Origin of the sequence: Radiobacillus deserti (assembly GCF_007301515.1) — a bacterium.
Lineage (GTDB): Bacteria > Bacillota > Bacilli > Bacillales > Amphibacillaceae > Radiobacillus > Radiobacillus deserti.
This window is the reverse complement of the sequence record NZ_CP041666.1, coordinates 512,163-526,333: the sequence shown is the minus strand read 5'-3', so window position 1 is coordinate 526,333 and position 14,171 is coordinate 512,163. Positions and strand designations below refer to the sequence as shown.

The following is a 14,171-nucleotide window of genomic DNA, read 5'->3' as shown; positions in this document are numbered from 1 at the left end:
TCAACTTGTTGATGTTATTATATAGTGAACAGTCTATGATTGTAAGGGGGTTAGCCATTCAAATGCTGTCACATTGTTTTGTGCAATTTTTGACTTTACAGCATTTGTAAGCATAAAAAAATAGCCTCTATCACGAGACTACCTTTCCTTTAGCTTATTAAACAATCTAATAAAAAAAGCTAAAAACTTATTTGTTCGCTTTAATTTCATCATCAGAATATTAATTCTCACTCTTGACAGCTTCGAACTAATATCCACCAGTTTTTCTATACGAATGTCTTCTTCGTGCAACTCATTTTGTAGCTCTTCTAAACTTTTCATTGCATTTCGAACGTGTTTCAAAGAAGTTTCCGTCAAGTATTTGTTCGTAAATGTTGTGGTAAAAGGCTGTTCCTCTAACAAATCTAGAATATCCTTTTTATTATTTTCAATGTACTTATTGCCTTGATGTGCTTCAATCAAATATCGAACCTCTCGTCGAACCATCTCAATATACCGTTGATAGATTTGTTTTTCATTAGAAAAATCATTTTTCAGCTGTGCTTGGCTTTCCACGATGGAAATAAAAAAAGAAACGACAACCCCCGACACAACTCCAGCAAATGTACCAATCATTAAATCATACAGCATACATAAAAAACCCCTCTAACCCTAGCACTTTCTATAAGGATGGGCAAGAGAGAGCAGAAATATAATTTATTTATTTTATAGCTAGATCTTCCTTTTTTTGCTCATTAGTCCAAAAAATATGGCGCGTAGCCGATGAGGATAAAACAAAAACCTGCTAAAGCGAATATTAGTAATCCTAAATTAACCGGCGTCATATTGTACTTATACGGCTTTATTTCTCCAACATCCTGTCCTGTCATGCCTCTTTGCATGGCACGGTCTACGACATTTTCTTGATGGACATAGAAACTAATAAGCCATATCCCACCGAATATCGTTATCCCACCGAAAAATGCGGTGTCGAGAAACTTCCACTTGAAGATAAATGAAATAATTAGGAATAAAAGAGCTTCAATTCCTATAGTTAGTAAGACCTTTTGACTGTCACGCATCCCATCCCTCCCTTTATTCTATTGTACACAAAGAATTGTGGGTATAAAAGGTTAAAATGGTAAAATATTCAATGTGTATAGTTTTGAAAGCTTTAGCCAAATAGAGAAAAAAGAATCCACTCTCCTCACGAGATGGATTCTTTCCTATTCCTTATTGCTAAACCTGTGCAAACTCTGAAACAATCGCTTCTAATTCCTCTGGCTTGTAGCCAATAGAGCGTTTTACTTCTTGTCCGTTATCATCTAACAGAATCGTAACCGGTACACTTGCGATTTGATACGAGGTAGCCATTTTTGGTGCTTCAAATGGGTTCACTTTTTCTACTTGTATATGGTCATGCTGAGAAAGAAATACCTCAACCATGTTGCAGCTTGGACAGTTGTCCTTCTCAAACTTTAATATCTTCATACTGCATCTCCTTCACTAACTGCTTAAACTCTTCCATAACGGAAGGAACTGGATAGCTCTCATATTTCATTTTAAAAGCTATTTCATTTCTTGGTTGTAAAAAATCTTCGAGGACATCTAATGCCCCACAATAATCGTCTCCATAGTGGGTCTGGCCGCTTCCGAACAGGCCAATCCTTACACCTTGCATGCTTCGTAAAGCATGAACCATTCTTTTAAAATAAGAAGGTGGGTTCCCTCTCCCTATCGTTAATGTGCCGATAAGGACCGTATCATAACCTTTAAAGGTAACTTCCTCAGGACGCATCGTGTTCAAGTCATAAATATCCCATTGCTCTAGGTCTTCAATCGTACTTAACATTGCTTTCGTATTGCCTGTTAAAGAGAAATAGTAGATGGCTTTAGAGGTCAAAGCCATCCCCTCCTTCATGACTATAGTTAATCACGTTGGTTTCAAAGAAATCCGCCTTCGTTGCCCGGTTTTCTCCGTTTTTCTCTCCATAGTTGATAATCCATTTTGATTTTACTTCTTTATTTTCTGTATAAATGTCACTAAGGCCTGCATTACGGCAAATGACATTTGCTAGATACTCGACATAATCGTTATATTCCTTGATCGATAATGTATCAATTTCGCTGAAAAGCTCTGCTGCCCATTCTTTTTCCGCTTCTACACATTTCTTCACAAAGGAAACGGCGTATTCATAATTTTCATCTGTATTGAGGCTAGGATTTTCTAGCATAAGGATTTGCATGACCATGCCATAGAACACGTTGTGCTGTGTTTCATCCTTTTTGATCAGGTTGATCATATTGTTAGACCCTATCATTTTGTTATCTCTAGCTAACGAGTGGAAATACACAAAGCCTCCACTAAAATATAAGCCTTCTAAAATGATATAGGCAAGTAATCCTTCGTATAATACTTGATAAAACTTCTCCGTATTCTCTTCTTCTTTTCCTGCCAAAACATTTTCCATATAATCCACAGTTTCTTGAATTTTATCAATGATAATTTGATTCCGCTTCTTAAGTGTTGCTAATTCCTTCGGTGCATTGAATGCCTGACGCTTCTCACTATCATTTAGCATCGTAGATGTTAAATATTGATAAGAACGATTATGAAGTCCCTCAAAGGACGCAATAAGCTGGATACAACTAGCCACACTCGGATCTGTTGTAATATAGCCTAATAAAAAGTTAAAGCGATTAGCAATGGAATCAAGCTGTGTTAAATAACCCGTGATAACATTAAAGACATACCTTTCTTTTGCTGTAAGCTTTTGTCTATAATCTTTTAAGTCGTCCCCTAAACGGATTTCATCTTCAATCCAATACTCACTAAACATTTCTTTATTAAGCTGTAATAATGCAGGATACTTGAGATCATCCCAATCACAAATTCCACTAGCCTCTCCTCCGAAAATCCGACTAGCACGATTATTTACGTTCCCATTAAACACACGAAATGGTTTTATTGCATTTGCATTCATATCGACAACTCCTACTTTTTATTAAGCCTCACAGAAAATACAACCTTCCGAACGGTCTATCGCATTTGTGTCTGTGTATGTGTAATAAATCGTTTTTAATCCTTTTTGCCATGCCCCAAGATCTAAACGTAGCATTTCACTCGCTTTAATCGATTTATGAATATGCATGTTATGTGAAATCCCTTGGTCAACGTGGCGTTGCACGCTGGATATGACATTAATGGACCACATTTCATCCATTTCAAACGCACTCTTATAAAACCACATAGTACTCGGGCTATAGTTTGGTGGAATCATCGTAACGTTCATCCCAGCCTTTTCTTCTTGGTAAATAACCTCGTACAACGGATCACAGGACGGGGACACGCCTCCCATAATGACCGAGTTACTGCCAGTCGGTGCGACGGCCATCATGTAACTATTACGAACACCGTCTTTCGCTATTTTCTCTTTTAGTTCCACCCATTCCGGAGAATTATAACCACGTTTATCAAAGTATTCTCCCGTCTCCCACTCCGAGCCTTCGAATAACGGATATGCTCCTTTTTCGACAGCTAGCTTATGAGAAGACGTGATAAGAGAAAAAGCATATTTTTCAAAGATTTCGTCAGCAAACTCAGAAGCTTCCTCACTATCCCATTGAATTTGTTTTTCTGCGATAAGTGTTGCTAGCCCCATTGCACCAGCACCAACTGCACGGTATTGATTGTTGGTATAAGTAGCTTGTTGAACAGGCGTACGGTTCAAGGAAATAACGTTATCTAGCATTCTAATTTGGATGTCCGTAATTCGTTGTAAATCTTGTTCTTGTTCTCCAAACACGTTAGGAAGAACGAGAGAATTTAGATTACACGTTACTAAGCCGTCCCCTGTTTTTGTTTGGATAACTACGCCACCTTCTTTAAGCTCATCTGCTTCGAACTTATCGAAATCCATATTCTGAATAATTTCCGTACAAAGATTACTTCCTTTTGGATTCCCTTTATGAGAATTCGGATTCATTCTGGATGCGGTATCACTGTAGTACAAGAATGGTGTTCCACCTGTTTTTCTTGCTGTATAAATACTTGCGTAAATATCCTTTGCTTGCACAACTTTCTTTAACTCTAGGTCCGCTTTTTCTATTTTTCGATAGTTGTATGTGAATGCATGATCCTGTTCATTTGGCTCTTCGCCATCTTTTAGTTTTTTCTTATCATACAAACGGTTTAAATCGATTCCGAGTTTTTTGCTTACTTCATAAGGATCGACAATGGTCCAAGATTCCCTATTCTTCAAACGACGCATGAACTCATCCGGAATACAAACAGCAGTGAAGATCGAATGCGCTCTTCTTTCTTGAGATCCTGTTTTTAAGCGTAGATCTAAGAAATCAAAAATATCAGAGTGCCATAGTGGTAGGTAAACAGATACCCCACCCTTACGTGCACCAAGCTGGTTCACATATTCCGAAATGTTGCTTAACAGTCGCGCTGGGTGAACGACACCAGTGGATCGACCTTTAAACCCACGAATCCAGCTTCCATCCGCACGTAAGTATCCCATGTAGACACCAATACCTGCTCCGTTTTGGCTGAACGTGGAAACATCTTTAATGACATCCATGATTGATTTCAAGCTGTCACCCATCGTCAAAATATGACAAGAGGATAACGTACCTAAAGGCTTCCCACTATTCATTAACGTAGGAGTTGCAAGCCCGATAAAATGATTAGACAGCGCCCAATAGGCTTCTTTCGCAAACTCCATTCTTGTGGACTTCGGTTCATCCTTCATGAGGTATAAAGCCGTTGTCAAAAAACGTTCCTGAGGAAGCTCTAATTGCTCTCCATTATAGCCTTTAACTAGATAATTTTTGTCTAGTAAAAACAAGCCTGGGAATGAGAATAACTTATCTTTATTTCTATCAATCCACTCCCCTGCTTGCTTCAATTCCGACTCTGTATATGCTTCAATGAGCTCCTCCGAATACAGACCATTTTCCGTCATTAGACGAACGAGAGACGCATAATCGCCGTATCCATTGCGGTAATCAAAGCCTCGTTCTTTGGATGCTCGCTTATAAATTTTTCGTAATAACGCAGATGCGGATAAGTATGTATAATAAGGTGTTTCCTTCGTTATGAGGTCGTTAGATTCGCGGATAATGAGATCAAAAAGTCGCTCCGCTTCGATTTCCTCGCGCCCTTTTACTTGTTCGATAATTTTTTGTTTTAGTTCTTGAATAGCTCCCTCTTCAAAATCCTTTTTAGAAGCTTCGACAATTTCATCCACAAATCTATTAAATCTATCATTACTGAAATCTGTCTTTTGGATGTACGACTTTCGATCCTTCGTCACTACTGTCACGTTCCCAACTCCCTTTTCCTTTTTTACTCTGTCTTAGTCCAAACACGAATTAGTAGCATCAAAAAACCGCCATCCTTATCAGTTGGCGGATAAAACGAAGGAAAAAAGACATAGCATCTTCCTTATCCCCTCGTTTTATCTTCTCAATCCCCGAAGAAGTAAAACTACGTTAAAAAGACAGGTTCCTGACTTGTGGTTTGTTCTACTCTGAGTCCTTCCCGTATCGAACCTATACAGTGGTTTTCTCATTTTGTCCCACATACAGTTGCGGGGGCAGTTCTGGCTTTCTACCAGATTCCCTTTTAAGCCTCAGGCATCTTTCTAACACGGACACTATATACAGTATTTAAACTAACATTTACAACAACATATTGTGTTAATTATTCTACTATTCTAGTAAAAAAAATCAAGTAACTTTTGGCAAATATTTATCTTGACATTTTTCGTCATTGTTTTCAAAGTTGTCATATCAGTAGTTCTTTAGCTTATTTTTTTTGAATTTTTTTCGCCCATAAAAAAAACCCTCTTAAAAGAGGGGCTCTGAACATACACTTTACTAAAATGCAGCTGTCCATCCACCATCGACAGTTAAAACTGTTCCATTCACAAAGCTAGATTCATCTGATGCCAAGAATAGCGCTGCCTTTGCAATTTCATCCGGTTGTCCAACACGCGGAGACACTTGATGGGTTAGTCCAGCTCGACTCATTCCAAACTCATTAACATTCTTCATGCTAGAACTAATATTGGTTGCAACTGAACCTGGAGCAATCGCGTTACAACGAATTCCTTTTTGCGCATACATGAAGCCAGTATTTTTCGTAAGTCCGATTACAGCATGCTTAGAAGCGCCGTATGTAGCACCAGCATGCGCACCACTGAACCCACCAGTAGATGCTGTATTAATAATTACACCGCTCTCTTTTTCAAGAAAGACAGGGATTGCTTTACGCATTGCACGCATGACCCCTTTCGTGTTGATATCAAAAAGCAAGTCCCATTTTTCATCCGTAATATCGCCAACTGGTTCAAACCCGTCCATAATCCCTGCATTATTTACGAGAATATCTAACGTGCCATACTCATTGACTGCAGTATCAATCATGTTTTCAACATCTGCTAGTTCCGCCACATTCACTTTTACTCCTGTAGCTGTTCCACCATTTATTGTAATCTCTTCTACTACTTTTTCTACGCCTTCTATGTTTAAATCAGCCAACACTACCTTTGCGCCTTCCACGGCATATAGCTTCGCAATTTCTTTTCCCATACCAGAAGCTGCACCTGTTACAACCGCTACTTTATCTTTTAATCTCACGAAGAATCCCTCCCCAATCGTATTTGGAATCGATTTCACTTTTACACCTTCATTTTAATGTATTATACTTAGTGTAACAATGAGCAAAGGATATACCATTTGTTCATAAACGTATAAGGAAGCTGGGACTTGTTCGATATAAAAGAAAAATGAACAGATTGGCGGTGATTTGTCTATGACAGTTGATCGAAGAATTAACAAATCAAAAATGGCATTAATGGACGCATTAATACTTCTAATGGAACAGTCCCCTTTCGAGAAAATAACGATTACAGAAATCGTTCAACACGCCAATCTCAATCGCGGAACCTTCTATAGACACTATCAAACAAAAGATGAATTACTAGAAGATTTAATAGATAATGTCCTGAATGATTTCATGCGATCCTATCGTTCTCCTTATCAAAATATAGATAGGTTATATGTACAGGAGCTAACGGCATCCAAAATCAAAATCTTTGAACATGTGTATGCTTATTCTAGATTTTACAGTAGCATTGTATCTTCTAATGCTATCCCAGGCTTTCAACAAAAAATATGTGATGTGTTGAAACAGCTTGCGAAAGAGGATTTAGAAATGACACTTGCTAAAAGCGATGTAGAACCAGATTTATTGACGAGTTATTATGCGTATGCCATATTCGGCTTAATTATGGAGTGGATTCAAGCTGGGTTCAAATATACGCCTGCATATATGGCGGAGCAATTGATCCAAATTTTGCATATCCAGCCCGCTGACCCCATTGTTTTAAAACACCATAGTGAAGGAAATGCATAGCCATCTCCTTCGTAAGAGAATGACTTTTTTATAGTTCTGACCGTTTACATTTGTTGCCAATACGGAGTGTAAGTAGGAGGAAAAGAACCATATGTTTTCCTGCTTCCATAAACAAAGAATCCCTCTATAAGATTATCATTTGATGTTATTTTTTTCGCATGAAAAGAGCACCCTTCCATTCAAGAGTGCTCTTCCCCATTCTATCCATTTCGTACATTCGCTATCTAGCCTCTTCTTTTAATGCTGAGATTATATGTAAACGTTTCCTCAGGCGATGATAATTTATACCCTAATGATTGATTATAATTCAAAATCAGCTTCTCTGGTAAATGTTGTTTCGACTCACTAGAAACTAAAAAAGGAATAGAATCAACCATGTACAGATCATCCGCTTCTGTTTTAGAATCTATCCAAAGATAATGGTCTACATAAATGGAACAGCTCCCAACAAATCTTGCTTCCAAACGAATACCTTCATTGGATGCTAAGTCCAGATCTTGCAATGCATGTTTAGCTTTTTCTTTTAGAACTAATTCCACGATTAGGCCTCCTTTTCGTTAAAGGAAATCTACAAAAATCATCTGCTAGAGAACTAAGTTCTCCCTTACATTATAAATCATCATTTAAGTTATAAAAAATGTATAAGACTACTAAAATAGGATGCCTCCGATAAAGACATCCTATTTATATAGAAGTTTATAAGGATTGTTGAACAAGCGTCTTCGCCATCGCAATGGAATACTCCGTTGCCTTTTCCGCGCCAATTAACGGCGTCATCGAAGTGGTACCTTCCAATAACAATGTCATTTGAATTGCTATATCCAATTCGTTTTCTTTCCCTTTCTTCTGGGCTAATTGTTGAAAATACTCAAGTAATTTAGCTTTATGCCCTCTTGCGATCTTTTCAATTTCATTATTCGTTCCTGCATAATCTTCAATCGCTCGTAGAAACATATCACCTTTGTAAGACTCTTCTTTTAACCACCTGCCATGTGCTTCCACTGCCAGGATGAAGGGAGAGTCTGAATCCAACTCAACAGACGAATCCAAATACGACCAATAGCGCTCTTCGCGCTTCTTAAGTACTTCTTCAACCAAATTATCTTTGGAAGGAAAATGATTATAAAGTGTCATCGTTGCTACATTTGCTTCACGAATGATTTGCTTCAAACCTACTCCTCGAAATCCGTGCTCATAAAATAATCGTTCCGCTACCTTAAGTAATGCTTCTTTTTTAGAGGACCCACTCATGCCCAACTTCTCCTTTAATTAGATAGAACACCCATTATACTATAGCGTATCAATATCTTATTTTTATAGTCAACCATTTTCGTATCGCCTTTCTCCTTCGACAAAATTAGACTAAAAATTTGATAGAATCCCATTCTTATGTTAAAACTAGAATGGTCGTTCTACCCATATTTCAGGATTATACAATCTCAGAAAGGTGATTTTTGTGAAAAAAGTAACAAATGTTTTTTGGATATCTTTATTTATCTCTATTATTTTTGTTCTGTGGGGTGCAATCGCACCTAAAAACCTTAATTATGTGTCGACTTCTACCCAATCCTTTTTAACGGATAAATTTGGTTGGTTATATATCTTCTCTGTTACGATATTTCTTGTCTATTGCATTTATTTAATAGTTAGTCGATACGGAAAAATGAAGCTTGGGAAACCAGAGGATCAGCCTGAATACAGCCGTTTATCATGGTTAGCTATGTTATTTAGTGCTGGAATGGGAATCGGAATTATATTTTGGGGATCCGCAGAACCTCTCGTCCATTTTGCTGCTCCTCCTGAAGCAGAGCCTGAGACGATAGAGGCAGCTAAAAAAGCCTTAAGATATTCCGCATTCCATTGGGGTTTTCACACATGGGGCATCTATACCATCATCGCCCTTTCCATTGCTTATTTCAAATTCAGACGAGAAGTTCCTGGGGTTATTAGTGCAACTTTTCAACCTCTCTTAGGAGATAAAGTGAATGGAGTAATTGGAAAAATAATTGATATCATCGCAGTTTTTGCGACCATATTCGGTGTAGCAACTTCTCTTGGACTAGGAGCCTCTCAAATCGGCGGTGGACTTGCCTTTATTTCAGACATTGAAAATACGATGACAACTAAGTTCATCATTATTCTCATTGTGACAGTTCTTTTTATGATTTCCGCATGGTCCGGCATCAGCCGAGGAATTAAGTACTTGAGTAACATAAATATTATTTTAGCAATTATTTTGCTTGTTTTAACGATTATACTTGGGCCAACTGGGTATTTATTCGAAACCTTTGCCAAGACAACTATTTCATATTTTAAAAGTATTCCTGCAGATAGCTTTAGATTCACCTCTAATGATCCTCAGTATAAGCAGTGGATTAAGGACTGGACCGTTTTTTATTGGGCATGGTTTATCGCATGGTCCCCATTTGTCGGAACATTTATCGCGAGAATTTCTAAAGGTCGAACCATACGTGAATTTGTTACCGGAGTCCTTGTCATTCCTACTGTCTTCTGTGTATTATGGTTTGCTGTCTTCGGTGGTAGCAGTCTCTTTCAAGAAACGGAAGGTATAAATAAAGGGTTAACGGACTTAGCTACGGAGGAAGCAATGTTTGGGATGTTCTCTTCCCTTCCGTTTGGTACTATCGTGACGGTTCTAGCATTGGTGTTGATCGGAACCTTCTTTGTAACATCCGCTGATTCCGCCACCTTCGTGTTAGGTATGCAAAGCACAAATGGGAATCTCAACCCTCCGAATGCTGTAAAACTAACCTGGGGAGTCATTCAAGCAGCTACAGCATCTGTTCTTCTTGCGTCAGGAGGACTAGGCGCTTTACAGACTGCTTCCATTGTATCAGCGTTCCCTTTCATTTTTATACTATTGATTATGATTATTTCTTTAACAAAAGCTTTGAGAGAAGATTACCGAAAATAATTTCACCATGGAGGAGTGTATAGTAGACACTCCTCTTTCTTCATGTTTAATCGTTATACGAAACGGGAATTCCAACATTGTTACTTTGCTTAATCTGAAACTGAACCTTTTGGCTAAGAAATTGCAAGTAAGGTTGTTAAACAGAGCAAAAGGAAGAAATTAAAGGAATGCCAAGTACAAATCCCGCCTCAATTAGAATGAACGTTCTATACATTATAGAATGATTGTTTTTACAGTTTGTACTGTTTTTCAAAAAAATTTACCATTAAATAAGGAATGATACTTACTTCTTAGCATGTACTAATGAATGGTTATAACAGAAAAGTAAAAGGGGAGTGCTATAACATGCTTACATCTAAATGGAAAAAAATCGGGGTAGTTGCAAGTGTATCTTTATCACTTTTAGTAGCTGCCGGCTGTGGGGAAGACGACTCTGGTTCGAAAGAATCTTCCGATAGCAACGGTGAAAAGAAAGAAGCGTCTGTTAATGTAGGAAAAGAAATTGATTATACGATTACAGGGATTGAACCCGGCGCAGGAATTACGCAATCCACAGACAATGCTTTAAATGAATATGAAAATCTAGCTGGATGGGAGCAGGAAAAAGCTTCCACTGGTGCGATGTTAACAGAACTTGGGGATGCGATTGATAATGAAGAACCCATTATCGTAGCTGGCTGGACCCCTCACTATATGTTCGCAAAGTGGGATTTAAAATATTTAGAAGATCCTAAGAACGTATATGGAGATGTAGAACACATTGCAACCATCGCAAGAAAAGGGTTAAAAGAAGACATGCCTGAGGCGTACACGATTTTAGACCGATTCAAGTGGGAACCAGCTGACATGGAGGAAGTAATGCTCGCTGCACAAGATTCATCGTTTGAAGAGGCTGCTCAACAGTGGGTTGAAGATAACAAAGACACAGTAGCTAAATGGATAGAAGGTGTGGAAAAAGTAGATGGAACTTCTATTGAGTTAGTCTTAACTCCTTGGGATACAGAGCGTTCATCCGCAAATGTTGCTAAGATTGTACTAGAAGACCAAGGATATGATGTTACGTTAACCCCGGTTGATCCGTCTGTTATGTTCCAAGCGATTGCAACAGGGGATGGGGATGCTTCACTAGCCCCATGGATGCCAGTAACACACGGAGACTTTTATAAAAAATTTGAAGGTAAATTCGAAGACTTAGGTGAAAACTTAGTAGGTGCTAAAATCGGACTAGTTGTACCAAAATATATGGATATTGATTCTATTGAAGATCTTAAGCCTGCAGAATAAACATTATAAATCAAAAATACTCCCCTAAAGGGGAGTATTTTCATTATTGTAAGCTGCGTACTACTTCGTCCTTTACTTCCACTCCAGCCGCTTCTAATTCTTGAATTTTGTCAGCAAATTGTGGTAAGTGGTTTTTATGGGCAAGTAGTAATTCATGTAACACATGAATAGCTGTTTCCCCACTAGGAATTAGCGGATTAATAATAAATGCTTGCAATAATATACCGTAGTCACCCGTTACAGCTGCCTCTTCCACACACAGTTCCATATTCTTCATAAGCTGTAACCACCCTTTTTGCGCTGGCTCCAAGGAACCGAAAGCAATTGGCCTAGCACCTGCCGCACCGATGTATGCTGTTACCTCTACTACATCCTCAGGATCAAGATCAGGAACCGCGCCATCGTTTTTCGTAGAAACCACAATTGGTGTATTTTTATTTGCATAAATAGATGCAATCGTTTCGCAAGCAGCGTCTGAATAGTAGGCACCACCACGTTTAGCGAGCTGCTCAGGCTTCTCGCTTAGAGTAGGGTCTTTGTACAATTCGAATAGTTCCGCTTCTGTTTGTTTAACCTGTTGTGCTCTCGTCCCTACATTAGGGTCGTTATATTCTTCTAACATATGATTCAACATCTCTTCTGAACGGTAATAATAACGATGATACCCACATGGGATAAGATTCATCTGTTTTAATTGTTCCTTGAAGAACGGAACACCATGAATATTTGCTGGCATGCCGTTTTCTTCATCATACATCTTATCAATGATTTGCCCCGTCACGTCATTCCCAGCTAAATCCTGCACTCGATGCCAGTGAAAATGATTTAATCCCGCAAATGAATAGATTAATTCCTTAGGGTCTTTTTCTATTAGTTTCGATTCGGTCATCATAGCCATAACGGGAACATTACACAAACCGATTACTTTTTCCCATCCGCCATAACGAATGATGGCATCCGTCACCATTCCACTTGGATTTGTAAAATTGATGAGCCAAGCATTTGGACATAGTTCCTTCATATCTTCCACAATATTTAAAATGACAGGAATCGTTCTTAGTGCCTTAAAGATTCCACCAGCCCCATTCGTTTCTTGACCTGCCATCCCATAGGACAATGGAACCCTCTCATCCTTAACACGAGCGTCTAATAATCCCACTCGGAATTGAGTTGTAACAAAGTCCGCATCCTTCAATGCTTCTCTTCTATCTAACGTTAAGTGAACTTTCACATCGTAAGGAGAAGCATCCCACATACGCTGAGCCATTTCCCCTACAATATTCAGCTTTTCTTGTCCTTCTTCTATATCCACAAGCCAAATTTCTCTTATTGGTAACTCCTCATACCTTTTAATAAACCCTTCCATTAATTCTGGAGTGTAGCTACTTCCTCCACCAATGGTTACGATTTTAACACCTTTTGTCATCACAATCTCCTCCTCTTCAAATCTATTATAAAAAAACATGAAAGCGATTCAATATGAGAGAGAGATTATCATTTGGCATTCGCAAATTCGTTTACAAAATTACGCAATTTTTGTAAATGGCATTCACAAAAGGTACTATTAGAGTAGTAAAATTGTTCTTACAAATTCCTGTGGTGGTGAAGTCTATGCTATTGACGGAAAAAATGAAAGAGGATCTATTTTCTCCCTCTGAACAAGCAATCATTGATTATATGTTTGAACAAAGAGAACTGATTGAACATAAAACGGTAAAACAAATATCGAACGAAACCTATACCCATCCTTCTACCCTAATCCGCGTAGGAAAAAAGCTTGGTTATAACGGTTGGACGGAGTTAAGGGACACGTTTCTAGAGGAAATTGACTACTTGAATCGTCACTTTAATGACATTGATGCCAACTTTCCCTTCCAGGAACAAGATAATGTTATGACAATCGCCAACAAGATGGCGCTATTGAATCAAATGACCATTGCAGACACCTTGTCATTGATTAATACCACCGATTTACAAAAGGCTACTACATTATTAAAAAAGGCAAAAACGATTAAAATATTTTCTATCCATAATAATCTCATTCTCTGTCATGACTTCAAATCCAAGATGAATCGAATTGGTAGAAAGGTAGAATTAGCCACGCTTGATCCAGAATATGAAGCAGCAAATTCTGACGCCGATACTTGCGCTATTATTATTTCGTATAGTGGCGAAACCAAAAATACGATTAATCTTATCCCAATGCTACAAAAAAGAAAAACACCGATTATTGTATTAACAAGTATTGGAGATAATACACTCTCCGAATATGCAGATTGTCTATTTCGAATTACTACCAGGGAAAGGCTATTTTCTAAAATAGGAAGCTTTAGCTTGAATGACTCCATCTGTTTCATTTTAGACGTACTCTATGCCTGTGTATTTTCAGAAGATTATCAGCAGAACTTGGAGTATAAAATTCGTGTTTCCAGGTACTTTGATCGGAGGAAGAGTTCGAATAAGATTATGGAGGAGTTCAGTCAAGAGGAGGAATAACAAAGACGGATTATACGGACATTCCCCACTAAATTTACTTTTATTTAT

General features: G+C 38.2%; 14 protein-coding genes and 1 riboswitch. Of the genes, 4 read left to right on the top strand and 10 right to left on the bottom strand.

Annotation, left to right across the window (positions count from 1 at the left end; genetic code table 11):
• Positions 1 to 138: 138 nt before the first annotated feature.
• From FN924_RS02810 to FN924_RS02780, 7 genes are all read right to left on the bottom strand, one after another.
• On the bottom strand, positions 139 to 630 hold the full coding sequence (locus tag FN924_RS02810) for a hypothetical protein (RefSeq protein WP_143891968.1): 492 nt from the start codon (positions 628 to 630) through the stop codon (positions 139 to 141).
• Positions 631 to 734: 104 nt separating this feature from the next.
• A complete protein-coding gene (locus FN924_RS02805) occupies positions 735 to 1,061 on the bottom strand; it encodes a hypothetical protein (RefSeq protein WP_143891967.1) in 327 nt (108 codons plus the stop codon).
• A gap of 157 nt (positions 1,062 to 1,218) precedes the next feature.
• Positions 1,219 to 1,470: a thioredoxin domain-containing protein gene (locus FN924_RS02800; RefSeq protein ID WP_143891966.1), complete on the bottom strand. Its 252-nt coding sequence runs from the start codon at positions 1,468 to 1,470 to the stop codon at positions 1,219 to 1,221.
• Positions 1,451 to 1,882: a flavodoxin family protein gene (locus tag FN924_RS02795; RefSeq protein ID WP_158633913.1), complete on the bottom strand. Its 432-nt coding sequence runs from the start codon at positions 1,880 to 1,882 to the stop codon at positions 1,451 to 1,453. Before FN924_RS02795 ends, FN924_RS02800 begins: the two co-directional genes overlap by 20 nt.
• Positions 1,872 to 2,963: a ribonucleotide-diphosphate reductase subunit beta gene (locus FN924_RS02790; RefSeq protein WP_143891964.1), complete on the bottom strand. Its 1,092-nt coding sequence runs from the start codon at positions 2,961 to 2,963 to the stop codon at positions 1,872 to 1,874. Before FN924_RS02790 ends, FN924_RS02795 begins: the two co-directional genes overlap by 11 nt.
• Positions 2,964 to 2,984: 21 nt before the next feature.
• Positions 2,985 to 5,312 (bottom strand): ribonucleoside-diphosphate reductase subunit alpha, encoded by a 2,328-nt coding sequence (locus tag FN924_RS02785; RefSeq protein ID WP_143891963.1) that lies wholly within the window; start codon positions 5,310 to 5,312, stop codon positions 2,985 to 2,987.
• A gap of 159 nt (positions 5,313 to 5,471) precedes the next feature.
• Positions 5,472 to 5,648: riboswitch (cobalamin riboswitch) on the bottom strand.
• A 220-nt stretch (positions 5,649 to 5,868) separates the two neighbouring features.
• Positions 5,869 to 6,630, bottom strand: coding sequence for an SDR family oxidoreductase (locus FN924_RS02780; protein ID WP_143891962.1), 762 nt, complete (start codon positions 6,628 to 6,630; stop codon positions 5,869 to 5,871).
• A gap of 175 nt (positions 6,631 to 6,805) precedes the next feature.
• Between FN924_RS02780 and FN924_RS02775 the strand changes: the two genes are divergently transcribed.
• A complete protein-coding gene (locus FN924_RS02775) occupies positions 6,806 to 7,408 on the top strand; it encodes a TetR/AcrR family transcriptional regulator (protein ID WP_143891961.1) in 603 nt (200 codons plus the stop codon).
• A 224-nt stretch (positions 7,409 to 7,632) separates the two neighbouring features.
• On the opposite strand, the gene FN924_RS02770 is transcribed toward FN924_RS02775, so the two are convergent.
• Positions 7,633 to 7,947: an iron-sulfur cluster biosynthesis family protein gene (locus FN924_RS02770; protein WP_143891960.1), complete on the bottom strand. Its 315-nt coding sequence runs from the start codon at positions 7,945 to 7,947 to the stop codon at positions 7,633 to 7,635.
• Positions 7,948 to 8,104: 157 nt separating this feature from the next.
• Positions 8,105 to 8,659, bottom strand: coding sequence for a TetR/AcrR family transcriptional regulator (locus FN924_RS02765; RefSeq protein ID WP_143891959.1), 555 nt, complete (start codon positions 8,657 to 8,659; stop codon positions 8,105 to 8,107).
• A gap of 205 nt (positions 8,660 to 8,864) precedes the next feature.
• On the opposite strand from FN924_RS02765, the gene FN924_RS02760 reads away from it, so the two are divergent.
• Positions 8,865 to 10,343 carry a glycine betaine uptake BCCT transporter gene (locus tag FN924_RS02760; protein ID WP_143891958.1) on the top strand — a complete coding sequence of 493 codons (1,479 nt, stop codon included), beginning with the start codon at positions 8,865 to 8,867 and terminating at the stop codon, positions 10,341 to 10,343.
• A 345-nt stretch (positions 10,344 to 10,688) separates the two neighbouring features.
• Entirely contained in the window at positions 10,689 to 11,627 is a 939-nt protein-coding gene (locus FN924_RS02755; RefSeq protein ID WP_143897098.1) for a glycine betaine ABC transporter substrate-binding protein, read from the top strand.
• 43 nt (positions 11,628 to 11,670) lie between these two features.
• Here FN924_RS02755 and FN924_RS02750 read toward each other — a convergent pair whose 3' ends face one another.
• Positions 11,671 to 13,053, bottom strand: a complete 1,383-nt coding sequence (locus FN924_RS02750; protein ID WP_143891957.1) for a 6-phospho-beta-glucosidase — start codon at positions 13,051 to 13,053, stop codon at positions 11,671 to 11,673.
• Positions 13,054 to 13,238: 185 nt separating this feature from the next.
• Here FN924_RS02750 and FN924_RS02745 point away from each other — a divergent pair, with 185 nt between their 5' ends.
• Complete coding sequence (locus FN924_RS02745; protein WP_143891956.1) at positions 13,239 to 14,123, top strand: MurR/RpiR family transcriptional regulator; 885 nt, start codon at positions 13,239 to 13,241, stop codon at positions 14,121 to 14,123.
• Positions 14,124 to 14,171 lie beyond the last annotated feature (48 nt).